Origin of the sequence: Vibrio sp. PID17_43 (genome assembly GCF_002608565.1) — a bacterium.
Lineage (GTDB): Bacteria > Pseudomonadota > Gammaproteobacteria > Enterobacterales > Vibrionaceae > Vibrio.
This window is the reverse complement of sequence record NZ_LIXM01000003.1, coordinates 78356-102966: the sequence shown is the minus strand read 5'-3', so window position 1 is coordinate 102966 and position 24611 is coordinate 78356. Positions and strand designations below refer to the sequence as shown.

16 protein-coding genes and 8 pseudogenes are annotated in these 24611 nt (G+C 45.5%); 17 read left to right on the top strand and 7 right to left on the bottom strand.

Going from position 1 to position 24611, the window contains the following annotated elements:
* The first annotated feature begins 114 nt into the window (after positions 1-114).
* Positions 115-2133 carry an alkyl/aryl-sulfatase gene (locus AK965_RS03085; RefSeq protein ID WP_099078222.1) on the top strand — a complete coding sequence of 673 codons (2019 nt, stop codon included), beginning with the start codon at positions 115-117 and terminating at the stop codon, positions 2131-2133.
* A 166-nt stretch (positions 2134-2299) separates the two neighbouring features.
* Here the strand turns inward: AK965_RS03085 and AK965_RS20395 are convergent.
* From AK965_RS20395 to AK965_RS03070, 3 genes and pseudogenes are all read right to left on the bottom strand, one after another.
* Positions 2300-2472 (bottom strand): annotated as a pseudogene (locus tag AK965_RS20395) (VOC family protein); the annotation flags it as partial.
* Complete coding sequence (locus AK965_RS03075; RefSeq protein WP_099078221.1) at positions 2465-3394, bottom strand: LysR family transcriptional regulator; 930 nt, start codon at positions 3392-3394, stop codon at positions 2465-2467. The gene AK965_RS03075 and the pseudogene AK965_RS20395, both read right to left, overlap by 8 nt.
* A 77-nt stretch (positions 3395-3471) precedes the next feature.
* Positions 3472-3954, bottom strand: coding sequence for a hypothetical protein (locus AK965_RS03070; protein ID WP_099078220.1), 483 nt, complete (start codon positions 3952-3954; stop codon positions 3472-3474).
* 213 nt (positions 3955-4167) lie between these two features.
* On the opposite strand from AK965_RS03070, the pseudogene AK965_RS20890 reads away from it, so the two are divergent.
* The 6 genes and pseudogenes from AK965_RS20890 to tdh (AK965_RS03040) all read left to right on the top strand — a co-directional run.
* Positions 4168-4565 (top strand): annotated as a pseudogene (locus AK965_RS20890) (sensor histidine kinase); the annotation flags it as partial.
* A gap of 580 nt (positions 4566-5145) precedes the next feature.
* Positions 5146-6552: an aminotransferase class V-fold PLP-dependent enzyme gene (locus tag AK965_RS03060; RefSeq protein WP_099078219.1), complete on the top strand. Its 1407-nt coding sequence runs from the start codon at positions 5146-5148 to the stop codon at positions 6550-6552.
* 65 nt (positions 6553-6617) lie between these two features.
* Complete coding sequence (locus tag AK965_RS03055) at positions 6618-7535, top strand: transporter substrate-binding domain-containing protein (protein ID WP_099078218.1); 918 nt, start codon at positions 6618-6620, stop codon at positions 7533-7535.
* Positions 7536-7540: 5 nt separating this feature from the next.
* Positions 7541-9868, top strand: coding sequence for a bifunctional diguanylate cyclase/phosphodiesterase (locus AK965_RS03050; protein WP_099078217.1), 2328 nt, complete (start codon positions 7541-7543; stop codon positions 9866-9868).
* Between the two features lie 216 nt (positions 9869-10084).
* Entirely contained in the window at positions 10085-11278 is a 1194-nt protein-coding gene (locus AK965_RS03045) for a glycine C-acetyltransferase (protein WP_099078216.1), read from the top strand.
* Positions 11279-11315: 37 nt separating this feature from the next.
* The gene (gene tdh, locus AK965_RS03040) at positions 11316-12347 is read left to right on the top strand and encodes an L-threonine 3-dehydrogenase (protein ID WP_099078215.1); all 1032 of its coding nucleotides are present in this window, start codon (positions 11316-11318) and stop codon (positions 12345-12347) included.
* A 232-nt stretch (positions 12348-12579) separates the two neighbouring features.
* On the opposite strand, the gene AK965_RS20840 is transcribed toward tdh (AK965_RS03040), so the two are convergent.
* Together AK965_RS20840 and AK965_RS20625 are read right to left on the bottom strand one after the other, a co-directional pair.
* Positions 12580-12711 (bottom strand): hypothetical protein, encoded by a 132-nt coding sequence (locus AK965_RS20840; protein ID WP_259343771.1) that lies wholly within the window; start codon positions 12709-12711, stop codon positions 12580-12582.
* Positions 12712-12719: 8 nt separating this feature from the next.
* Complete coding sequence (locus tag AK965_RS20625; RefSeq protein ID WP_253252653.1) at positions 12720-12890, bottom strand: helix-turn-helix domain-containing protein; 171 nt, start codon at positions 12888-12890, stop codon at positions 12720-12722.
* A 74-nt stretch (positions 12891-12964) separates the two neighbouring features.
* Here AK965_RS20625 and AK965_RS03030 point away from each other — a divergent pair.
* From AK965_RS03030 to tdh (AK965_RS03015), 5 genes and pseudogenes are all read left to right on the top strand, one after another.
* Positions 12965-13357: pseudogene (locus AK965_RS03030) on the top strand (ISAs1 family transposase); the annotation flags it as partial.
* A gap of 51 nt (positions 13358-13408) precedes the next feature.
* Complete coding sequence (locus tag AK965_RS20390; protein WP_172438049.1) at positions 13409-13582, top strand: hypothetical protein; 174 nt, start codon at positions 13409-13411, stop codon at positions 13580-13582.
* A 50-nt stretch (positions 13583-13632) separates the two neighbouring features.
* Positions 13633-15870 (top strand): thiamine pyrophosphate-dependent enzyme, encoded by a 2238-nt coding sequence (locus tag AK965_RS03025; protein ID WP_099078213.1) that lies wholly within the window; start codon positions 13633-13635, stop codon positions 15868-15870.
* A 26-nt stretch (positions 15871-15896) separates the two neighbouring features.
* Positions 15897-16040: pseudogene (locus AK965_RS03020) on the top strand (methyltransferase type 12); the annotation flags it as partial.
* 108 nt (positions 16041-16148) lie between these two features.
* A pseudogene (tdh, locus tag AK965_RS03015) lies at positions 16149-16348 on the top strand (L-threonine 3-dehydrogenase); the annotation flags it as partial.
* A gap of 272 nt (positions 16349-16620) precedes the next feature.
* On the opposite strand, the pseudogene AK965_RS20620 reads toward tdh (AK965_RS03015), so the two are convergent.
* Positions 16621-16910 (bottom strand): annotated as a pseudogene (locus tag AK965_RS20620) (mechanosensitive ion channel family protein); the annotation flags it as partial.
* Between the two features lie 240 nt (positions 16911-17150).
* Here AK965_RS20620 and AK965_RS03005 point away from each other — a divergent pair.
* Positions 17151-17498: a transcriptional regulator gene (locus AK965_RS03005; protein WP_099078212.1), complete on the top strand. Its 348-nt coding sequence runs from the start codon at positions 17151-17153 to the stop codon at positions 17496-17498.
* A gap of 73 nt (positions 17499-17571) precedes the next feature.
* Here AK965_RS03005 and lldD read toward each other — a convergent pair whose 3' ends face one another.
* Positions 17572-18711: an FMN-dependent L-lactate dehydrogenase LldD gene (gene lldD, locus AK965_RS03000; protein ID WP_099078211.1), complete on the bottom strand. Its 1140-nt coding sequence runs from the start codon at positions 18709-18711 to the stop codon at positions 17572-17574.
* Positions 18712-18889: 178 nt separating this feature from the next.
* Here lldD and AK965_RS02995 point away from each other — a divergent pair.
* The 4 genes and pseudogenes from AK965_RS02995 to AK965_RS02980 all read left to right on the top strand — a co-directional run.
* Positions 18890-19294, top strand: a pseudogene (locus AK965_RS02995) (LysR substrate-binding domain-containing protein); the annotation flags it as partial.
* Between the two features lie 132 nt (positions 19295-19426).
* Positions 19427-21460, top strand: a complete 2034-nt coding sequence (locus AK965_RS02990; protein ID WP_099078350.1) for a prolyl oligopeptidase family protein — start codon at positions 19427-19429, stop codon at positions 21458-21460.
* Positions 21461-21750: 290 nt separating this feature from the next.
* Positions 21751-24111, top strand: a complete 2361-nt coding sequence (locus AK965_RS02985; protein WP_099078210.1) for a Lon protease family protein — start codon at positions 21751-21753, stop codon at positions 24109-24111.
* 142 nt (positions 24112-24253) lie between these two features.
* Positions 24254-24544 (top strand): annotated as a pseudogene (locus AK965_RS02980) (methyl-accepting chemotaxis protein); the annotation flags it as partial.
* Positions 24545-24611: the final 67 nt, after the last annotated feature.

Sequence of the window (24611 nt, the reverse complement as noted above, 5' to 3'; positions counted from 1 at the left end):
CTCTTAAAACATAACAATATGTGATGTTTTAAATAAAGTTTCATGCATGTATTTTGATGTGTCAACGAATTAAAGTAGCCTCATATCGAAAAACGAGACACCACGAGGCTCACTATGACTAACCGTTTTGCACCTTCAGCGATTTCACTTGCACTACTCGTTTCTTTTTCTGCGATGGCGGATTACGCCAGCTTAGATACTTACCAAGGTAAGCCAGCGACGGAACATACTCAGCGTGCAAATGCGACGTTGGCGAAAGATCTACCTTGGCAAGACGTCAGTGCATTTGATCGTACGAAGAAAGGGCTCATTGCCGAGTTTGGCACTCATGAAGCGGGCGAGCTAAAGAACCGCTTTGAATACATGTCAGACATGAGTGTGGAGCAATTACCTGCATCGGTTAACCCATCGATTTGGCGCCAGGGAATGTTGAACTACGCCGCTGGTGGTTTGTATCAAGTGACAGATGGGGTGTATCAGATTCGCGGTGCAGACTTGTCTAACATGACCATCTATCGCACTGATAATGGCTATGTGATTCACGATCCTTTGCTATCGAAAGAAGCGGCAGCGGCGTCATGGGCATTTGCCAAATTGCATCTGCCAAAGATTAATGGCGAACACAAAATTACGGGCATGATTTACTCGCACATGCACGCAGATCATTTTGGTGGTTCACGCGGTATTTTTGAGTCGGGTGACTTTGTTGAAGGCGCACCAATCTATGCACCAAATGACTTTATCAAAGAGCTAGCGGACGAAAACGTGATTGCAGGTGCTGCAATGGGGCGTCGTGCCAATTACCAATACGGAACCACGTTGGATAACAATACTCAGGGCATCGTTGATAATGCGCTTGGTCTCGGCACTTCTCGTGGTGAAGTCACCTTGGTTACTCCGACACAAGAAATTGAAGAACGCGAAAAAGTCGTCACCATTGACGGGTTAGAGTTCCACGCGATCAATATGCCGGGGGCTGAGGCGCCTGCAGAAATCGTTCTTTATATTCCCGAATACCGCTCGTTGAATACTGCGGAATTAACCTATGACGGTATGCACAATATCTATACTTTCCGTGGTGCGAAAGTGCGTGATGCACTAGTTTGGACCAAGTATCTTACAGAGCTGAAGTTACGCTACGTTGATAGTGGCTTGGTTGATAACATTCATGCCGCTCACTCTGCACCAGTGTGGAATGATGGCAAGACAGAAACCAACGAAATTGCGGATTACATGACGCTCCAACGTGATAACTATGGCTTTATCCATAACCAAGCGATGCGTTTAGCGAACCATGGTGTCACCATCCATGATGTTGGGCGTGAGATTGAAAAAATCGTTCCTCAATCTCAAAAAGACACTTGGCACACAAACGGCTATCATGGCTCATACAGTCATAATGCACGAGCAGTTGTGAACCTGTACCTTGGTTACCATGACATGAACCCAGTGAACACCAATCCACTGCAAACCAAAGCGAAGTCGTGTGTTTATGTTGAAGCCGCAGGTGCGGATACCTTATTCAATGCAGGACAAGCGCATTTCAAAAAGGGTGAGTACCAAGAGGCATCACAACTGTTTAATGACCTTGTTCAGTGTGAGCCAAGCAATATCGACTACCGTTTTGCGTTGGCGGATAGCTTTGAGCAACAAGGCTACCAGTCTGAAACCATGGCTTGGCGTAACTCTTACCTGCAAGGCGCCGTTGAGCTTCGTACTGGAGACATTCAGCCATCGATTAAACTCGCATCTCCAGATGTCATTGCGAATACGCCAACTGGCATGTTCTTGGACTTCCTTGCAGTTCGATTAAATGCGGAGAAAGCAGAGCAAGCAGGCCTCGATTTTAACTTTGGTATTCACCACCCAGACTTAAATGAGTCATACTTTGGGGAAGTGTCTAACTCCAATATGGCGAACATCCAAGTTGATAAGCTGCCAACCACAGATGTCACGCTGCAAATCAGTAAAGCGGATATGACTGCGATGGTACTAGGACAAGCAACGTTGGATGAACTTGTGAAATCCGGTAAAGCGAAGTTAACGGGAAATGCAATCCTTATTACCCAGCTGGCTAACACATTGGACGATTTTGATGGGATGTTTGAAATTCTTCCTATGCCAGCAAAGTAATTAGCGCATAGTCGTAAAACAAAGCCTCGGTGCGCCGAGGCTTTGTTTTCTACTGGGGCGCACGTACCGTAGTGTTTTCCCCTTGTTTTATTCAGCGGTTAGCCAACAAAACCTGTGAGATAGCAGTCACTTATTAACCTTGTTTTTGAGTTCATACACAGAGTAAGCTAAACAGTTCGATTTGAACACCGTTAGGCAGAGCAAGGTCAAGCTTATAGGAGTCTCTGGCTTTGCGATAATTTTCAGCAATGACTTTTAGCCCCAACACTTGGGTGTAAAGCGTTTCGAAGTTGGGTAATCACTGCAAATGATCGCGATGTGGTGAATGGCATTAAACATGACGCAGTTCCTTCGACCTCAAGTGTTCCTTCATAAAATCGATAAACACGCGTAGGCGGGCTGGCATGTATTTGGTTTGCGCGTACTGCATCGCAATAGCGCCGTGGTAGTTACTCTTAATCATCCAATCCGACAGCACTTCAACCACTTCGCCACACGCAAGTGCCTCTTTAATTACAAAATCGTGGAAGATGCCAATCCCCAACCCTGCCTTTACGCCGTTTAAACGCATTTGAGAATGATTAACGGCATAGCGACCACTGACGGCAATCGAGTGAAACGCTTCCTCTTTGAAGAATGACCAGATGTTGTCTTTGTCGTTCTCTGCAAGGTAAATACAGTCGTGCTGTTCAAGCTCAGTTGGATGCCCTGGCATACCGTGTTTGGCGAGATAATCTGGAGAAGCACACAAAACTAGATTGGTCTTGCTGATCTCTTTTAAAACCAAGTTTTCGTCCGGCTTATCCGTGAGTTTGAACGCCACATCAATACCTTGGCGGAACAGGTCAATCTCACCATCTGCGGCGCGTAACTTCAGCTGAACATTTGGGTAACGCTGCAAAAAAGGTAAAACAAACGGCTGAAGCACCGAATTAAGAAACGCTTCTGGTGCTGCGACGGTGAGAGCACCTGCTGGCTCAGTATGTTCTTCTGCAGAGAGCTCCACTGCTTGCTGCGCTGCGTTCACCATAGCAATGCTCTGGGCATACACTTTTTGGCCAGCTTGGGTGATGAGCAGTTTACGCGTGGTGCGTTCAAACAGTTTTACTGAAAGGGCTTGCTCTAATCGTGTGATCAGCTTACTTAAAGCAGAGGGCGTTACACCGAGTTTTTTGGCTGCGGCAGTAAAGCTGCCTTCGTTTACTACTAAGATAAACGAAGCAAGATCAGGAAGTAGAGCAATGAGCTTTGGGTTAACCATAATTATTCAGTTTTGCGTAGCGAAATGACGATATTGTCTGGCGCAACGTAGCTTGGTTCAAGTGTCGCCGTCTCGCATTAACGATATTTTATTAGAAAAGCCGTTAGGATCGGCAAACCTGATTCACCAAAATGGTATTGCTGCCAGCAACGATAAATCGCGGTCTCGTGATCAGCGATTAACTCAAGTGCGGCTTTCAAAGTGGTGGACTCTTCTGTTGTGCTGGTCTGTACCTCAACTTGTTCATACCAGCGACGGTATTTCACTTCATAAGGTTCGACCCAAGTGAGTAAGGTTGAAACCAGTTCGTCCCATGGTAACGCGATCCACTTTTCTGCATCTGCGAGGCCTTTTTCAAGCATCTCTTTATGCCGACTCTCGATGTCCATTCCTCTGGTGGTCAGAATGGGTTTGAGCTTCTCTGCGGTCAGTTCTTCTACCTTCATCAAGGTTTCCCAAAGTTCATCTCGCTTGGCGCATGAGTAGTTATTTAAGTAGTGATTGAAAAATGCGATGCCATAAACTTCGCCATAGTAGGCAGAAAGCACGTGATGAATCATTGTGAGAGCCGTCATGAGAACCGTGAATCACGCATTGTAGGAGGGATTAGCACTTAGAGTAAATAGCTGAGTCGCACTATGACATTACTGGCTCAGATATTCGATAGAACTTGTGAGAATTTGATGAAGTTGCTGATAGATTTGATCGTCATTCTTAGAGTCAAGAACGCAAAATGTTCGAAGCGTAATACTTAACCTACACGAGTCACGGACAAAGAAGCCCCTATGACGAGTTATGAATATCGCCCAGTGAAGCTTGGTACGTTGATGGCTGAGTGTACCAAGACGATGTAATGCCAGTTTTCACATAAAGGAGTGGTGTTGAAAATTGATGCCGACAAAGGGATTCAAACGGTCTGTGATAAAGGTTTAGTGGAGCGCTTAACTATTAACCTATTGGAAATGCGTTGCGTCACAGCCCAATCGGAACAGAGGTGAATTACCAAGCTCACTTAATTGAGAGTGAGTCACGAATTTATTTCACTTTTACCAATCATATCGAGAAAAGTGCTCCCACAGGCTCATTGGGCATTGGAACGAAAATTGTCCAATCGATATTGATGCTACACCATAGCTATTTAGTAACGAGTACAATCAAATCTACCTGTTAGCAACAGTTCATCCTTAGATCGTTATGATGTTGGTGGTGAATCTCTAAGTAATCTCTGGCTGCGTGATTCAGTGACAGATCAGCTCTCTACATATTGATGTCGTTTGGGTATAACGACAGGTAGCTTTCTTTCCCATGTTGTTAGCGTGTAAAAAACATTAATAAATTGCATTAAAACAACACAAAGGATGGGTCTAAATAAAATGCATATCATCACATATTTAATGTGACACACTGAATAATTAACTTTGGTGTCGATGTTGCCATTTTGAGTTAACAAAATTCAATTTAAGCTGTTGTTTACGGATTGTTAAATTATTGTTCGATATATTATTCGATGGGTGTTTGTGGGAGTATTTTAATGTGTGTTTAGTTGTTTATTTTATATGTGTTTAGTTGTTTAATTATTAAGGGGGAAATTGCTGCTTATCTCGCCATTATTAGTGAAAAGTGGAACCGAGGTCACTTAATTGCAGTGAAAATGCCTAATTCATTGGGTGAATAGGTAATAATGTATTGGTAACAGATAGTTACGGTCTCATAATTAATAATATGGCTAAATTTCCGACAAGGACCGAAAAATGAGCGACAAGGAATCTATTCAGACTAATTACAGCCGACGCAATTTTCTTAAAGGCGCAACTGGCGCAGTTGTAGCTGGCGTCAGTGCTTCCGCATTTTCTGGCGCTGTTCAAGCAGCGGAACCGAAAATTGATTGGAACAGCGGCACACTAGGCAAAAAAAATGATAAGCACTTTTGGAATAAAGTACAAAAGCAGTTTGTTTTAGATAAACGAACGACTTACATGAATATCGGTACCACAGGGTCGATGCCAAAGCATGTTTTAGAAGGTTACGAGCACAATAATATGTTGGTTGCGAAATACCCTTGGGACATGAAAGGTGAATTTGGCGGCTTTCCTTATGTATCAGATATGATTGCCGACATTGCACCGGGCTTTGGTGCGAATGCGAATGAAATGGTACTATGCCGCAATACCACCGATGGTTTATGTTCGATTATTAACGGCCTACATTTCGAGCCAGGTGATGTTATTCTGACCACTCACCATGAGCATATTGCTGCGACATCTCCAATGAATGTGGCGAAACACCGCTTTGGTGTGGACGTGGTCGAGGTTCAACTTCCTGTCTTTACAGGTACAGAGAGTGTGACTGAAGAAGATTACGTTCAAGCTTTCCGTGATGCGATTGAAGCGCACCAAAATGTACGCTTGATGGTTTTTTCTCATATTACTTATAAAACGGGTACGACTCTGCCTGCTAAAGCGATCTGTTCTTTAGCGAAAGAATACCGTATTCCAACTTTAGTTGATGGTGCTCACACTGTTGGTATGTTTGACTTAGACTTCCACGATATGGATTGTGACTTCTATACAGGATCTGGTCATAAGTGGCAGTGTGGTCCGGGCGCAACAGGTATCTTGTATGTACGTGATAACGGCAACCGTTTGAATGAGTACTGGAGCGATCGTGAAAATCCATTGTGGTTGATCAACTCTTCTCTTTCTCACTCAGATTACTTAGGTAAGCAGTTACAAATGCAATACGTTGGTAATGATAACTACCCAGCAAAACAAGCGCTTGCGGATAGTTGTCAAATGTGGGATGAAATTGGTCGTGACCGCATCCAAGCGCGTGTACTAGAGTTGAGCGCTTTATGTAAGAGGCTGCTTAACGAAGCGTTACCACATGCTCAGATGTATTCGCCAAATGTGGAAGGCTTAACCAGTGGTCTAACAACGTTTAACCCATTAAACGATGTGACAGATAATGAGCGACTGACTCTGTTCCGCGACCGTCTTCGTGAAGAATATGGCTACATCATCCGCACGACAAGCTTCAAATTATACAAAGAGGACGCATACGAAACGCACGCACTGCGTATCTCGACCCACTTGTTCCATGATGAGAGCGATGTTGAAGGTCTGGTAAAAGCGATTGCAGATCTTTACTACTCTTTCTAATTCCATCTTAGGTTGGTATTCTGCGCCCTTAATTGGGCGCTTTGTAAATGAAAAGGTATTCATTTATGTTAGGTAATACACGCAAACGTAGCTTGGCTGCGATGGCAATGGTCGCATTGGCTTCACCTCCCGCTTACGCGAATGAGCTACAAGCGATCAAAGAGAGTGGTGTATTGCGCCATATAGGAGTGCCTTATGCCAATTTTGTGTCTTACATTAACCAAGGTGAAATGAAGACACTGACTGGTTTAGACGTTGAAATCATCAAGGGCTTTGCTGACTCTTTAGGCGTGAGCTATGAATATGTTCCGGCTCAGTGGAATAACATGATTGGTAAGCTAACTGGTCGCCAAGTGCATTATAAGGATAAGCAGTTGGTGGAGGGGGAACAGGTGCCAATTGAAGGTGATCTCATTGCGAATGGTGTTACGATTTTAGATTGGCGCACTGAAGTAATCGATTACTCATACGATTACTTTCCATCAGGCGTATGGCTTGTGGCGCGAACGGACTCTTCTTTAACACCAATCAAGCCAACAGGTAAAATCGAACGTGATGTCACTGCTGTTAGAGAGATGATTTCAGGTCGTGAAGTGCTGGCAATGGAGCACTCTTGCCTCGATCCTAACTTATATGATTTGTATGACACTGGCGCAAAAGTGATTCTGCCTGATGGAGCGCGACTTTTAAACGAAATGGTCCCGGCAATAATGAAAAACGACGCTGAGAGTACATTACTCGATGTCGCGGATACGCTCATTGCTTTAGAGAAGTGGCCTGGAGAAATCAAAGTGATTGGCCCGATTTCGGAAAAGCAGAAAATGGCGGTAGCATTTCGTAAAGATTCGTCAGAATTAAAAGAAGCTTTTAACCAATATTTAATCTCTATGAAGAGAGATGGATCGTACCAAGCTTTGGTCGAAAAATATTACCCATCGATTTATTATTTCTATAATGACTACTTCTTAGAAGGTAATAAGTAAGGCATATGATTAAGTCTGGAAATATATTATCAAGTAATAAAATAATCACAATCAGTGCGATACTGGTATCGCTCTACTTAGGCATGATTATTACGGTAACGAGCTTGGGGCAAAATAAGTTAAGAGAATCCCAGCATAGAGAATTAGAACTAAAAGTAAAGAGTTATGCAGGAACGCTTAATAATCTATTTACGATAGCGAGTGAAGATATTGATAATTTGTCGACAGACAAAACAGTACAAACGTTTTTTGCAAACTTAGCATCCGGCATGTCGATGGAATATGGTTTGGGGGCAAGCTTAGTTAATTTGGAACGTAAACTGAACAAAAAGACGGCAGCCAAAGCGATTAATGGTCTACCGATTTATACACAGTTAAAACTGGTTGGCCTAGATGGGAAAGTCATCGTGGCTTCTGGGCCAGATTTTAACCGGAATGTTTATAGCGTTCACCTTCTTGACAATCATCAGTGTGCGGACAATATCGTCGCGACCAGAGACAATGGTAAAATACTAATACAAGTTATTAAGCCCGTAATCCTATCCACCAAGACGGTAGGTTATCTAATTGCAGATATTAATGAAAACGTGGTTATTGATCAGCTGACAAACCAAGAGCACGAGCATAGTTATGGCCGAATGGTGCTGAGAATCAATGATCTCGACATGGATGTGTGGGATTCTCTGAACCAAAAGTTGAGGGAAGGTGATACCAGTGACAGTAATGAGAACTTACAAGAGTTACAAGAGAAAATCTATTTTGAAATTCCTGTTGGTAGCCACCGCGACTTCAAGCTCATGGCCTGGTTTGAATCTCTGACTGAACGTGAGTTATATACTTCGAAAATGTTTATTTCAGGGTTAAGTGTATTAGCGATCTTGATTGTCATTGGTTTGTTGTATGCGTTTAATCTTAATAACACTCGTGTTGAGCTGAATATAAAACTCGAAGAAGAGAAAAAGCGCCAAGATATTCTTGCGCAGAAAAATCAACGTTTGACGAGTGAAATTGAACGTCGTAAATCTTCAGAGTTAGAACTGGCTTATCAAGCGAAGCATGATGTGCTCACGGGGCTACCGAATCGAACGTCTGGTGCGGATCGTTTGGAACTTGAGCTTTCTCGAGCGCAGCGCAGTGATTCCAATGTATTAGTGATGTTCATTGACCTTGACCATTTTAAGCAGATCAATGACTCCATGGGACATTTTGTTGGTGACGAGATTCTAAAGTTAGCCTCAGAAAGACTCCAGCAAGCTGTGCGTAAAACGGATCTACTCGCACGTAACGGGGGCGATGAGTTCTTGTTGGTTATTCCGGATCTAAAAGACACCGACAGCGCTAAGCGTTTTGCGACAACGGTGTTGTCTGTGTTTAATGAGCCGTTTAGTTGGCAACATCATGAGTTCTTCCTGACGGCGAGCGTGGGCATGTCGGTTTTTCCGAAAGATGGTGACAATGCTGAACAATTGCTCGCTTGTGCTGATATGGCGATGTATCGTGTCAAACAGGATGGACGGAATGCGTTCTGTTTTTATGACCACAACATGAACCATGATTTACAGCGTTTCCTCGATTTAGAGAGTCGTTTACGTCACGCCATATCACATGATTTATTAGATCTTTATTACCAGCCAATTATCGACTTGGAAAAAGGCGCAATAGTGGGGGCTGAAGCATTGATGCGATGGAATGATGAACAATATGGTTTTGTGAGCCCTGAAGAGTTCATCGCTATCGCTGAGAAAAACGGCTTGATTCATCAATTAGGTGAATTTGCTATTCGCGAGGCGTGCCATCAAGCCGCACAGTGGCAAACGATTTCACCTGTCGTAGTCTCGGTGAATTTCTCTAGCGTGCAATTCCGATATTGTGATCGTTTGTTCGAGCAGATCAAACAGCACCTAGAGGAGTCCGGATTACCTGCCGAGAAATTTGATGTGGAAGTGACCGAAAGTTTGTTGTTCAACCACAGTCAGGAGCTCATTGATTTGCTTGATAACCTCAGAGCGCTGGGGGCGAAACTCACCATTGATGACTTTGGTACGGGTTACTCGGCTTTAAGTTATTTACAGAAGTTTCCGTTTGATCGCCTTAAGATTGACCGCAGTTTTCTGCAAAATATGTTTGAAAATGACTCCGATCGTGAATTAGTCAACGTGATCATTGCAATGGCGAAAGCGCTGAATCTGAAGATTGTTGCCGAAGGCATTGAAGAGCAGCGTCATGTGGACTATTTGAAAAACTTAAACTGTGAGTTTGGCCAAGGTTTCCACTATAGCCGACCAGTGCCTGCAGAGGAGTTTGAAGCACTTCTCAAACGACCAACTTGGTAATAACTCCTTTTATTACAGCCTGATAGGAAAGCATTAATCTAATTTGTTCCTCAAATTCATTAATGCTTTTCCACCTTAAGGGATAATCGTTTTTTCCTGCTTGAATTACACTACACTTAATTGACAAGTGAACGCCTGTGACCCCCGTCATTCAAAGGCTCGCTCTCATTCTAATCGAGTAAAAACTCGACAAATTAAACAGGAAGGAATTGCCGAATGTCTTCTGCATTTTACCAACAGATTCAGCAGCAAATTGAAGAAGTGAAGGCGGAAGGCCTTTACAAAGCAGAGCGTATTATCACGTCCCAACAGAAGGCTGAAGTTAAAATTGCCAGCGGTGAAGAAGTACTTAACTTCTGTGCGAACAACTACTTAGGTCTAGCTAACCACCCTGCGCTTATCGAAGCGGCGAAAGAGGGTATGGACGAGCATGGTTTCGGTATGGCTTCGGTTCGTTTCATTTGTGGTACGCAAGACATCCACAAAGCGCTAGAGCAAAAGTTATCTAAGTTCCTCGGTAAAGAAGATACTATTCTTTACACTTCTTGTTTTGATGCGAACACCGGTCTGTTCGAGACGATTCTTGATAAAGAAGACGCAATTATCTCTGATGCACTGAACCACGCGTCAATCATCGACGGTGTACGTCTGTGTAAAGCCATGCGTTTCCGCTACTCAAACAACAACATGGAAGAGTTAGAGCAACAATTGATCGCTGCGAAAGAAGCGGGCGCTCGCCATACGCTAATCGTAACGGATGGCGTGTTCTCTATGGACGGTGTAGTCGCTAACCTTCCTGCTATCTGCGACCTTGCAGACAAGTATAGTGCGCTAGTCATGGTGGATGACTCACATGCCGTCGGCTTCATGGGTAAGAATGGTGCAGGAACGCATGAATACCATGATGTGATGGATCGTATCGATATCATCACTGGTACGCTGGGTAAAGCAATGGGCGGCGCATCAGGCGGTTACACTTCTGGTAAAGCAGAAGTGATAGACTGGTTACGTCAGCGCTCTCGTCCATACCTATTTTCTAACTCTGTTGCTCCTGCAATCGTAAGCGCTTCTATCCGCGTTTTAGACCTACTAGAAGAAAGCGGCGATCTGCGTGATCGCTTATGGGAAAACGCAGCACACTTCCGCGCACGTATGGAAGGTGCAGGCTTCACGATGGGTGGCGCAGACCACGCGATTATTCCTATCATGCTAGGTGATGCAAAAGTTGCTGCCGAGTTTGCTGAACGTGCCCTAGAAAAAGGCATCTACGTTATCGGTTTCTCATTCCCAGTGGTACCAAAAGGTCAAGCACGTATCCGTACTCAAATGTCAGCTGCGCACTCTCGTGAGCAACTAGACCGTGCAATTGATGCGTTTATCCAAGTTGGTCAGGACATGGGCATCATCTAAGATTCTAGGACCAAGGATCTTTAGTTAAGGTTATATTATGAAAATTAAAGCACTATCAAAGCTAAAGCCTGAAGAAGGCATTTGGATGACTGAGGTTGACAAGCCTGAAGTCGGCCACAATGACATTCTGATCAAAATTAAGAAAACGGCTATCTGTGGTACAGACGTACACATCTACAACTGGGACGAATGGTCGCAAAAGACCATTCCAGTACCTATGGTTGTCGGCCATGAATATGTGGGTGAAGTGGTTGCAATTGGTCAGGAAGTTCGTGGCTTTGAAATCGGTGACCGCGTATCTGGCGAAGGTCACATCACTTGTGGTCACTGCCGTAACTGTCGTGGCGGTCGCACTCACCTATGTCGCAACACAATCGGTGTAGGTGTAAACCGCGAAGGTGCATTTGCAGAATATCTAGTGATCCCAGCGTTCAACGCGTTCAAGATCCCTGAAGGGATCTCTGACGATCTAGCGTCTATCTTTGACCCGTTTGGTAACGCTGTACATACAGCGCTGTCTTTCGACCTCGTTGGCGAAGACGTGTTGATCACAGGCGCAGGCCCAATCGGTATCATGGCAGCAGCAGTAGCGAAACATGTTGGTGCTCGCCACGTAGTGATCACTGACGTAAACGAATACCGTTTAGATCTTGCTCGTAAGATGGGCGTAACGCGCGCGGTAAACGTCGCTGAAGAGAAACTAGAAGACGTAATGTCTGAGCTAGGCATGACAGAAGGCTTTGACGTAGGTCTAGAAATGTCTGGCAACCCTTCAGCATTCAACTCAATGCTGAAAACCATGAACCACGGTGGCCGTATTGCGCTACTAGGTATTCCACCATCAGACATGGGTATCGACTGGAACCAAGTGATCTTCAAAGGCCTGATCATCAAAGGTATCTATGGTCGTGAAATGTTCGAAACTTGGTACAAGATGGCATCGCTGATCCAATCAGGCCTAGATCTCACGCCAATCATCACGCACCATTACAAGATCGATGACTTCCAAGAAGGCTTCGACGTCATGCGTAGCGGGGCTTCTGGCAAAGTTATCCTAGATTGGGAGTAGGGTGAAGTCAGGTGAATAAGGGCTTTTATTGTTTGCTTGAAAACAGGTTATCCGAACAGGTGAATGGTAAAAACAGCCCCATTTTTCACTTCGAAATGCCCCAAATTTGCCCCAAAACTGCCCACATTTACTGGGGCAAATTGGGGCATACTTAGTAGATAAAATATACTAGGTGACTATTTTAAAATCATCGTGTAATTCTCTCCAGTGAAGCATTAATGCAGATTTATGCTCAGCTTTCATTTCCAAACCAAAATTCAAGATCATCATTATCATCTTTTAGATCTGACAATTGTGGTTCGAGTTTAGCAGTGCTAGAAACATTATCCGCTTCCTGACGGTTAGCCTTTGGTGAGATCGTCATTTCGAGTCCTAGCCCTTCAAGCACCGAAGTAATGTTGATAGTCGTACGTCAGCACCACTTTCAATACGCTGGTATTGTTGCTGCTTCATTCCAATACGCATATACATATCTTTTTGCTCTAACTTAAGCTTCTTTCGTTGCTCAATTAGTAGAGTTGGAATTTCATCAATATTTTTCATTATGCAGCCTTAAATAGCACATTAATCAGCTTAACAACACTTTAGTCGTTTTGTTCTTGAAAGGAGATTAATGGTGGATGTGTAAACCATATCAATGGGGTGGTCTAAGAAGCATTATTAAAGTCACTTCTGAGGTTGAACATTCAATGACAGGAAAGGTGAGCAAAGAGACTCGTTGGTATACGAGTTCATTGGATTTAGATGCAGAGCAAGTACTTAAAGCCGTCCGAGGACACTGGCAAGTAGAGAGTATGCATTGGATGCTAGATATGACTTTCAGAGAAGATGAGTGCCGCATTCGGAAAGGAAATGGAGCCTTTGCTTTCAATGCGCTAAGGAAGATCGCTCTCAACTTATTTAAGTTCGATACGACGAAGAAGATAAGTATGGCACGGAAGAAAAAGAACGCAGCCATGAACGATGAATACCGCTCAGTGCTTTTAGAATCTGCGATTGAAATGCGCTAGCCTTGGGACAATATTCGCCAAATGAAGCTTCTTTTGTATACTGTCTATAATATGCTGCTAGAAGCCTACACGCCGCGACAACTCGAATACAAGACCGGCGGACCGCCCAACATCGATATGATGATGGATAGCACCAGCCTGCAACATGAATTGACCGGGCTCGACATCGTGCAAATCGAAGAGACTGTCCGTGACATCCGCGAAGGCCAATTTCGTAATGAGTAAGGCGCAGTTGTGCAACTGCTGTCCCGAAAACCGGGAGGGGAAGATACATCATGAACAAACCGAAAATCGCTGACACTAAACCCATCGCCGTTGAGCTAGAGAAAGATAAAAAATATTACTGGTGCACCTGTGGTCTTTCATCCAACCAGCCCTTCTGTGACGGTTCTCATGCAGGCAGTGGATTCGAGCCACAGGCGTTCACCGCACAGCAGGATGGCAAGGCATTTCTGTGTCAATGCAAACGCTCGGCCAATCCCCCCTTCTGTGACGGCAGCCATAACGCCATTACCCAGGAGGAACACGACGCCGACCAGGGACTCGATACGATTTGGTACAAAGTGGCCGGGCTGGATGAGCTCAAGGATGACGAGGTCCGTTCGGTACAGGCCGGCTCGAAAACCATCGCCCTGACCTTCCATCAGAGCCAGTACGGGGCACTGGACAATGCTTGTCCCCACCAGGGTGGCCCACTCGGCGAGGGCGGCATCGAATGCGACGAGAGCGGCGAATGCTGGCTGCGCTGCCCCTGGCATGGCTGGGACTTCCATCCGTTGAGCGGTAAATCCCCCGGTGGATTCGGGGATGGAGTGGATACCTACCCAGTCGAAGTGCGCGATGACGGAGTCTATGTCCAGGTCAAGGAGCATCGGGAACGTACCCGCACCATCTCCGACGTCATGGTGGAAACCATGGTGAACTGGGGTGTCACTCATGTCTTCGGCATGGTAGGGCATTCCAATCTGGGCTTGGCGGACGCGATTCGCGAACAGGAAGATGCTGGGAATCTCACCTACATTGGTATTCGCCACGAGGGCGCCGCGTCTTTTGCCTGCTCAGGCTTCGCCAAGCTATCCGGAAAACCTGCCGCCTGCCTGTCGATCGCCGGTCCCGGCGCGACCAATTTGATGACCGGCCTGTGGGATGCCAAGGTCGATCGCGCACCCGTACTCGCGTTGACCGGTCAGGTCAACACCCAGGTGTTCGGCCCGGGTGCTTTCCAGGAAATCGATCTGGCCTCGGCCTTTCAGGCGGTCAGCCGCTTCAGTCAGACTGTGCTGCCGGGCAGCCGACACGCGGAACTGATGACGTTGGCGCTCAAGCATGCCATCGTCGAACGGGATGTGGCGCACTTGATCTTCCCAGACGAGGTCCAGGTCTTTGCGGCGGCGGACGATGCGCAGAGTTCATCGCCCGATGGACGCCTGGCAGCACAGCAAATTTCACCGGCCAACGACTCGCTAGGCATGGCGCTAGAGAAAATTGCGGCATCACAGCGTCCGGCCATCATCGTTGGCTACGGTGCAAGGGAGGCCATGGCGGACGTACTCGCGCTGGCGGAGCGACTCAGTGCCCCCGTTCTGACCACCTTCAAGGCCAAGGGTCAGGTCAGTGACCGACATCCATTGGCCGCAGGGGTACTTGGCCGCAGCGGCACCCCCATCGCCAGCGGCTGCATGAACGAAGCCGATCTCCTGATCGTGTTCGGTGCGTCATTTGCCAATCACACCGGGATCACCGAACACAAACCCATTATCCAAGTCGATTTCGAACAAATGGCTTTGGGTAAGTTCCACCCCGTCGATGTGCCGGTCTGGGGCGAGGTCGGCGTCACGGCCCGGCGCCTGCTGAACGACCTGCCGGCAATGCATTCGACCGTCGACCAACGAGCCGAAGTGGCTGGGCGCTGGGACGCATGGCGTGAGGAAAAAACGCGCCGCGCGGCTCGCAATAACGACCACGGGCTCAATTCCGCCACCGTCTTTGACGCACTCTCAGCGGCCTGCCCGGAGGATGCCGTCATCGCGGTAGATGTGGGCAACAACACCTACTCTTTTGGCCGCTATTTCGAATGTACCAATCAGACAGTGCTGATGTCCGGCTACTTGGGTTCTATCGGCTTCGGTTTCCCCGCTGCCATGGGTGCCTGGGCCGCCACCCAGACGGTCGAGGCGCACAAGGGAAGGCCGGTGATCTCAATCAGTGGAGACGGCGGCTTCGGCCAGTATCTGGCGGAGTTTACCACCGCCGTCAAATACGGCATGAACCTGACCCATATCCTGCTCAACAACAGCGAACTGGGTAAGATTTCCAAGGAACAGCGTGCGGGCAACTGGCAGGTTTGGCAGACATCCCTGCACAATCCGGATTTTGCCGAATTCGCTAATTCCTGCGGCGGGCTTGGCATCCGCGTCGACACGAAAGACCAACTGGATGAAGCGATCCGAAAAGCCCTTGCCTTCGATGGTCCCGCACTGGTAGAAATCAAAACCGATGCAGAACTGATTTGACCTATCGATAAAGCGAGAACAGAACACACAACCAAGAGCGGTTCTTCACAGAGGCAATGCTTTCATTGCCTAATATATCAACTCAGTGCAGCGATTTTGAAGAAGTGTTTGAAGCAATGGGGTTGCAAGTCAGAGGCATCAAAAGCCGACTTTTAGTGTCGGAGTGGTAATGTCGGAGAAGAGAAAGGTTGCTATAATACGTAGCAGCTTTCCCTTTTCTTATATCAAAAATACAAAAGCGCATTGATTTGCCCTAAATCTGTCCCATAGATTATTGTAAATTTTTGATAATTAAAGGTATTTAGACTGTTATTCCTAACATGTTCGAAACTTGGTACAAGATGGCTTCACTGATCCCATCAGGCCTCGATCTAACGCCAATCATCACGCACCACTACAAGATTGATGACTTCCAAGAAGGCTTCGACGTTATGCGTAGCGGGCAATCTAATCTGGCAAAGTTATCCTTGATTGGGAGTCGGGTAGTACAAGGTTAGATAGGCTTGTTGCTGTTACCCAAGCACTGGTTATCCGAACATGTGAATGGCAAAAATAGCCCTATTTAACGCCCTAAAATGTCCTATTTTTGTCCCTTAGACAGCGAAATAGTAATAAAAAGTGCCTCATACAGTATGAGGTACTTTTGTATCACTTGATGAAAAGTTTGGGTTTATTGTCCATCCTCAAAGTTTACTTATAGTGTTCAGCTCTCTTTTGCTTTCTCAAGCTCTCTCCACGCACGTTCTGACTCGTGCTTAGCCAGTTGAATTGATTGCCTAGTTCGCTGTGCAAAACGATGCCCAACGAGACGGTTGCAGGCCAGCACCAAATTAGCGTGCTGATGGGGGGGTTAATGCTTCTAAAAGCAAATCAACCCAATGGAAAGGGATTTTCTCTACAAGAATAGATTAGCGAGAGTGTAATACCCGCCATGCAATCCACGTGAAAAAGCTTGCAATAGTGATGAATAATACACTGCTGATCCATTCTTGATGGTGGATCATGATATCGTTTTGTAGTTCAGTAAGCCAAGGTGACATAGGTGTTGTTTCTTTCTAAATAGCAATGGCTAAAAGGTAACAAAGTCTGCGTCTTTACCCTAGTGGAATCATTGTTCTAGCGGGCTCAATGAAAGTGTTTAGGTAGCCATCGACGTTTTTTTGGGCGAGATGACTGTCAAGAGATTCAATGGATGAATTGTTTATTCTCTGACTCATCCCTAACATTTATCACACTCAAATATGAGACCGTAGGGCCACTTTGAATAGGGGAGATGGATCATGGAATTTACAGAGCTAGATAGAAACGCGCTCTATGACATTTGGATGTCACAAAAAGCAAAAATGCATATGACTCAAATGGAGATGGCGAAACGTATGGGTTTGGGATTGCACGAATTTACCGCCTTATTACGTGGAAATACGCCACTAACGCTAAGTTTTGTTAATCAGCTTTGTGAACAACTGCATGTGCGTCCAAATCAGGTTATTCCGTCTTTCACTGAGCGTGAATTTTCCACTTCAGGTTCGGTTTATTTACAAAACCGAGTGACAGTCGATGGGGACATACGCAATGTATTCATTGAAGGCAGCCAAGTCGTTATTGAGTATGAACACAAAATTGGCTGATCCAGTTTAGAGCAAATCCGAGCGCCAAGTACGAATGGTATTCGGCGCCTTATGTTTAAGTCAGTTATGCTGGTTATGGCATCCTTACCAAGGAGTTTTGTGACAGATCACCAATGCTCTTCGCGCCCGTAAGTGTCATTGCTACGCGCATCTCTTTGTTGTACAGATCGAGCAAATTTTCTACGCCTTCCGCCCCTTGAGCAGCCAGCGCGTACACGAATGAACGGCCAAGTAGCGTGCAATCTGCACCGAGTGCTAACATTCGAACCACATCCAAGCCCGTTCGAATGCCCGAGTCGACGAAGATCTTGAGATCCCCTTTCACTGCATTAGCAATACTGGGTAGCGCTTTTGTTGTTGAGAGCACGCCATCAAGTTGGCGACCGCCATGGTTAGAAACCACAATGCCATCAGCACCGAATCGAACCGCGTCTTTTGCGTCTTCTTCATCAAGAATGCCTTTGATGATCATCGGGCCATCCCAAAAGTCTCGTATCCACTCTAGATCTTTCCATGAGATTGAAGGATCAAAATTCGCTCCTAACCAACCGATGTAATCACCCAGCTTGGTCGGCTCACCACGGTACGTGGAAATGTTGCCCAAGTCGTGAGGTTTACCTAATAAGCCAACATCAAGTGCCCAACTAGGATGACGCATTGCTTGGAATACACGACGAATAGCGGCATTGGGGCCGCTCATACCCGAGTGCATGTCACGGTAACGAGCTCCTGGTACGGGCATATCTACGGTAAATACCAATGTTGTAACGCCTGCCGTTTTGGCACGTTCAAGGGCATTTTTCATAAAGCCACGGTCTTTAAGCACATAAAGCTGGAACCACATTGGGCGTTGAATTGCTGGCGCAACTTCTTCGATAGGACAAACCGAGACGGTAGACATAGTAAATGGAATACCTTTTTTTTCGGCTGCTTGCGCCGCTTGTACTTCACCGCGTCGAGCGTACATACCCGTTAGGCCCACTGGAGCGAGGGCGATCGGCATCGCCAGTTTTTCTCCAAAGATAGTCGTCTCTAGGCTTAGGTCGCTCATGTCACGCAGTACCCGTTGGCGCAGTGCGACATCACCTAAGTCATCGGTATTGCGCTTTAGTGTTCGTTCATCGTACGAGCCCCCATCAATATAATGAAAGAGAAAAGGAGGCAGCTTGGCTTTTGCGGCTGCACGGTAATCAGTAGAAGCAGAGATAATCATAATGGGATAGTCCTAGCAATGGTTCTATCGTTGCCTACTTCGCAAGAGGTAGATGCTCGCTATGCATAGCGTTCTTGCCCAAGGTTTACGCGCAACAGAAAACGATTTTTATGTGATACCTTGTTAAATTAATGTGAATTTACCTCTTTGCTTTTTATTAATATAGGGAAATAATGAAATCCTTTGTTCCTACATCACAAAAAACGGCAAGCCTATCGTTCCTATCGACCTCACCAGTCATAATTGCCTGCAATATGCCTATCAAACCACAGGAGCAACGGATTGGCAGTTTAAGGAACAAGAAGGGGATTATATCGTGGAAGTATCGGGTTACTTCTTAACAGACAACGAAACGGCATTAAGAAAAGCCGCATTGGACGGGCATGGTATCGCTTATGTGCGACGTTGCTTGGTTTATCATGATATTCACAGCGGTCAGTTGGTGGACATCTTTCCGGATTTGGTTGGTAAGAAGCTTGGTGTTTATGCGGTTTCCCCTTTTACTCGTCAGTCACCAAACAAAGTAAAATTGTTGATAGAGCACATGCGCGAACGCTACCTCGCGATAGCACATTATTTCTAGACGCTTCATTAATTCAATAAATGTTTCAATGTTTTGGTTGAAATTAGATGCCTACACCTTATGGTAGATATTGAGAATACATCTCAATAAAAACTAAAATAATGAAACTTCAAACGGAGCCACATGGACGTTATGGATTACCCAAAAACACGTAAAGATTCTGTCGTGGATACCTATTTTGGACACGACATTGCAGACCCATATCGCTGGTTAGAAGACGATCGCAGTCAAGAAACCGCAGAGTGGGTGTCTGGGCAAAACGCCGTCACTTTCGATTTCCTTGGTCAAATACCATATCGCCAGCAAATTCGTGACTTAGTTGCAGACAGCCAAAACTACGAAAAGTATTCCCAGCCATTTGTGCATGGTGATTACACTTACTTCTACAAAAATGACGGTTTGCAAAACCAAAATGTACTTTATCGCCGCAAAGGAGAGGGGGAAGCAGAAGTATTCCTTGATCCAAATACTTTTTCTAAAGAGGGGATCACTTCTCTGGGTGAAGTGAGTTTTTCTCAAGACAACCGCTTAGTCGCGTATTCGATTTCAGAAGGTGGCAGTGACTGGCGTAAGATCTTCGTGATTGACGTTGAAACCAAGCAGCAACTTGAGCCTGAAATTGTCGATGCCAAGTTCACTGCGATTTCTTGGTTAGGCAATAAAGGTTTTTACTATTCAAGCTATGACAAGCCAGAAGGCAGTGAACTGTCTGCCCGCACTGAGCAACACAAGCTCTACTACCATGAGTTAGGTACACCTCAGTCAGAAGATGAGGTCATTTTTGGTGAGCTTGAGTCACAGATTCATCGTTATGTAACGGGTACAACAACCAAAGATGATCGTTTTTTGATCATTTCAGGTGCGGAGTCGACATCGGGCAATCGTCTGTTTTATGTTGATTTGGATTCCGAGTCTCAAGAGGTTGTGACACTTCGTGACACCACCCAAGGCGATACTTACCTAATTGATAACCAAGATGATACGCTGCTTTTCTACACCAACCTCGATGCACCAAATGGCAAAGTAATGAGCTACCACTGTCAGACGAAGCAATGGGCAGAGGTCATTGCTGAGCAAGCGCAGCCACTGGATGTAAGCAAAGGTGGCGGCTATTTGTTCGCGACTTACATGGTCGATGTGTTGTCCAAAATGCAACAGTTTAGTTACCAAGGCGAGCTGATCCGTGACCTGGCTTTACCAGGGGAAGGCACCGCATATGGACTGGCCGGCAAAGCAGAAGACAAAACACTTTATTACACCTTCACGAACTACACTACACCACCAACCATTTTCTCTTTTGACGTCGAAAGTGGTGAATCCACACTCTATCAAGAGTCGAAAGCGCAATTTGATCGTAACGGGTATGAGTCTAAGCAGGTGTTCTATCGCTCGAAAGATGGCACCAAAGTGCCGATGATCATTTCTTACAAAAAGGGGACTAAGCTTGATGGTACTGCTCCAACGATACTGTATGGTTACGGTGGTTTTAATATCAGTTTAACGCCGATATTCTCAGAAAACGTCGCAAACTGGCTAGAGCTTGGTGGCATCTATGCCGTAGCTAATATGCGTGGCGGCGGTGAATACGGCAAGGCTTGGCATATTGCCGGTACGCAGCAATTAAAACAGAACGTATTTGATGATTTTATCGCTGCTGCGGAATACTTGATTGAGTATGATTATACCAGTTCTGAGCGTCTTGCAATTCGCGGTGGATCGAATGGTGGTCTACTTGTTGGTGCGTGCATGACACAGCGGCCGGAGTTGTTTAAAGTCGCGCTGCCTGCGGTGGGCGTACTCGATATGCTGCGCTATCACACATTTACCTCTGGTGAAGGCTGGAAGTATGACTTTGGCACATCTGAGCAGAGTGCTGAAATGTTCCACTACTTGCTTGGTTATTCTCCAACCCACAATGTGAAGCCAGGCGAGGACTATCCTGCAACGCTTGTAACAACCGCTGATCACGACGATCGCGTAGTACCAGCTCACTCCTATAAGTTTATTGCTGAACTTCAGGATAAATACCAAGGTGATAACCCGGTGTTGATTCGTATCGATGTCAACGCAGGTCATGGTGCAGGAATGCCACTTAGCAAGCAAATTGACCTCACCACCGACATGTACGCCTTTACTCTTTATAACATGGGAATTAAAGCTCTGTAGTTCGCACCGCAGTGCTTTCACACTAAAAAACGCCGCAATTTATTCGCGGCATTTTTCCTACGCTATGTCTGATCACTTACTTATTGTGATTGGTATAATTGAAAAGCCTGTCTTATCTAATCTCTTTGTTTGTCAGTATCCATGTGAAATTGAATAAAGTGACGTGATTTTGTTTATGGTTTAGTTGCTCAAAAAGCATTCAATTGAACTGGGGTGGAAGATAAATCACTTAAACTTAAGCAAATAATCTCTACACTGAGTTAATGACAATAAGAAAAAAGGAGACGGATATGGCCATACAAAGATTGGAACCAAAACAGCTGTATTCTGTAGCTAATCTAGAGAATATGCCATGTAAGTCGACCAAGGAACTGCCTCCGATTGATGAAATCGTCGGCCAAGAACGCGCGCAAAAAGCGGTTGAGTTCGCGATGTCTATCAAGGAGAAAGGGTACAATATTTACGCTATTGGGCAGAATGGCCTAGGTAAGCGCACCATGATTTTGCGCTATTTGAATCGTCATAAACACGATTCTGAAGAGTTATTTGATTGGTGTTATGTGGCTAATTTTGAAGACACGCGAACGCCAAAAGTACTTAAGTTACCCTGTGGTATCGGTAGCAAGCTACGCGCCGATATCGAAAAGCTCATGAGCAAGTTAATGAATGCGATGCCACTCGCTTTCGACAACGAAATGTATTATAGCCGCGCCGATCGCTTGAAGAATCAACTTGCTGATAAACAGCAACTTGAATTGGACGGCATCAGCAAAGAAGCCAAGGAAAAGGGTGTTAGCTTAACGATCACCACTCAGGGCGATTATCAGTTTGTTGCGATGAATGGCGACGAGCTTCATACCGAAGAGTCATTTGATGCTTTGAGTAAAAAAGATCAAGAGTATTTCGCTAACAGTATCGATGAGCTAGAGGTCAGTTTGCGCGGTATGATACGTGAACTGACGGAGTGGGAAGAAAACTTTAGCGAGAAAATCAAAAAACTCAATGATGAAGTCACGTTGGATGTGATCACTCACTTCATCAAACAGCTCAAAGTAGACTATGCGGGTTACTCAGAAATCAAAAACTATCTGACGGAACTTCAGAGAGACATTGTCGAAAATGCCGAGATTTTCCTAGATCAAGATGGGGAGCAAGGTGAGATAGCGACCGCATCATTAGACAAGAAGCTACCACGTCGTTACAAAGTGAATGTATTGGTAAACCGTGCTGATTGTAATTTCCCTATCGTTGTAGAAGAGAACCCAAATTATCATACGCTGTTTGGTTCGATTGAGACGGCAACGTTCAAAGGCACGGTATTTACTGATTTTTCATTGATCCGCGCTGGTAGTTTACATAAAGCGAATGGTGGCGTATTACTCATTGATGCGCAAAAGGTACTGGAGCAACCTTATGTGTGGGATGGTTTAAAGCGTGCCTTGCGTTCTCGCCAATTGAGTTTTACATCGTTAGAAAAAGAGGTCACCCTCACGGGGGCGGTGTCATTAGATCCTGAGCCGATCCCACTGAGTATTAAAATTATCTTGTTTGGTGATTATCGTACTTATCAGCTCCTTCAGCATTACGATCAAGAATTTGGAGAGTTGTTCCGTGTGACTGCGGACTTTGAAGATGAGATGAAGCGCACACCCGATTCTGAATTGCAGTATGCGCGCTTTATTTCCAGCGTGGTAAACGATAACAACATGCTGCATTGTGATAAGAAAGCGATAGCGAGGGTTATCGAGTATAGTTCTCGCTTGTCTGGGGACCAAACCAAGTTATCTCTTCATTCGGCCAACATTGCAAACGTGTTGCGAGAATCAAACTACGTTGCGCGTCAAGCGAACTCCAATATGATTCGCATCGGTCATGTAGAAGAAGCGCTTAAGAATCAGGAAATGCGCGTAAGTCGGCTGCAAGACAGCGTAATCGAGACGTTTGTCAATGGCACCACTTTGATCCGTACCGAAGGCACGGCAATTGGGCAAGTGAACGCTTTATCGGTACTGAGTACAACGGATCATATGTTTGGCGCACCCAATCGAATTACCGCTACAACCTGTTATGGCGATGGTGGTGTAATTGATATTGAACGCAGCGTTGATTTAGGGGGCAGTATTCACTCCAAAGGCGTCATGATTTTGTCTGCCTACTTGTTATCAGTGTTTGGAAAAACGGCACGTGTACCGCTAACTACTACGATCACGTTTGAGCAGTCTTATGGTGGCGTTGATGGTGACAGCGCAAGTATGGCGGAACTATGCGCCGTGGTGTCGGCATTTTCTAAACAACCTAACCGTCAGGATATTGCGATTACCGGCTCTATGAACCAGTTTGGTGAAGCGCAACCAATTGGAGGAGTGAATGAAAAAATTGAAGGCTTCTATGACGTTTGCGTGATAAAAGGGCGTCACCCAGGGCAAGGGGTGATTATTCCGCGCTCCAATGCACACAATCTGATGCTTCGCCAGGATATTGTGAAAGCAGTAGAAAAAGGCGATTTCCACATTTGGGCGATCGATCATGTTACTGAAGCAATAGAACTTTTTACTGGCAAAGCCGCAGGAGAAGCGACAGATGAAGGTACCTATCCAATTGATACCACCTTCGGATTGGCGCAAGCCAAGCTCAACGCTTTGCGAAAGTAAGACAGTGTTGAATTGATGTGATCTTACACTAGCGGTTGTGGCGACAATATATTGTTGATATGACAAAATATTTTCGCCTAATTCCATGAACTTATTGCTGTTTTATAAAGACATTCTGGCGAAAATTGATGATCAAACCTATTCATTGCAAGTCAGCCTTGAAATGTTGTGCCGCAATAATGAGCTAACTCAACAAGCGAATGACGCCTTGATTGGCATAACGGAATCAGTTGCGAACATTAATGATTCAAATACTCAGGTCGCCACCGTTGCGAAAGAGCAATCTCGAGTGACACAGGACATCAACCGTAATGTGGTAAACATGTCTGAACTCGGAAATCAGAATCTAGTGGGTATTAGCCAAAGTGCGAGTGCGAGCACAGAGCTGTCACTGCTGGCAGAAAAGCAAAAAGAACAGCTAAGTGTTCTTTAAGCTATAAATAACAAAAGGCACCTCTGGGTGCCTTTGCTTTATAGTAAAATGTATCGGTATCTTGTTA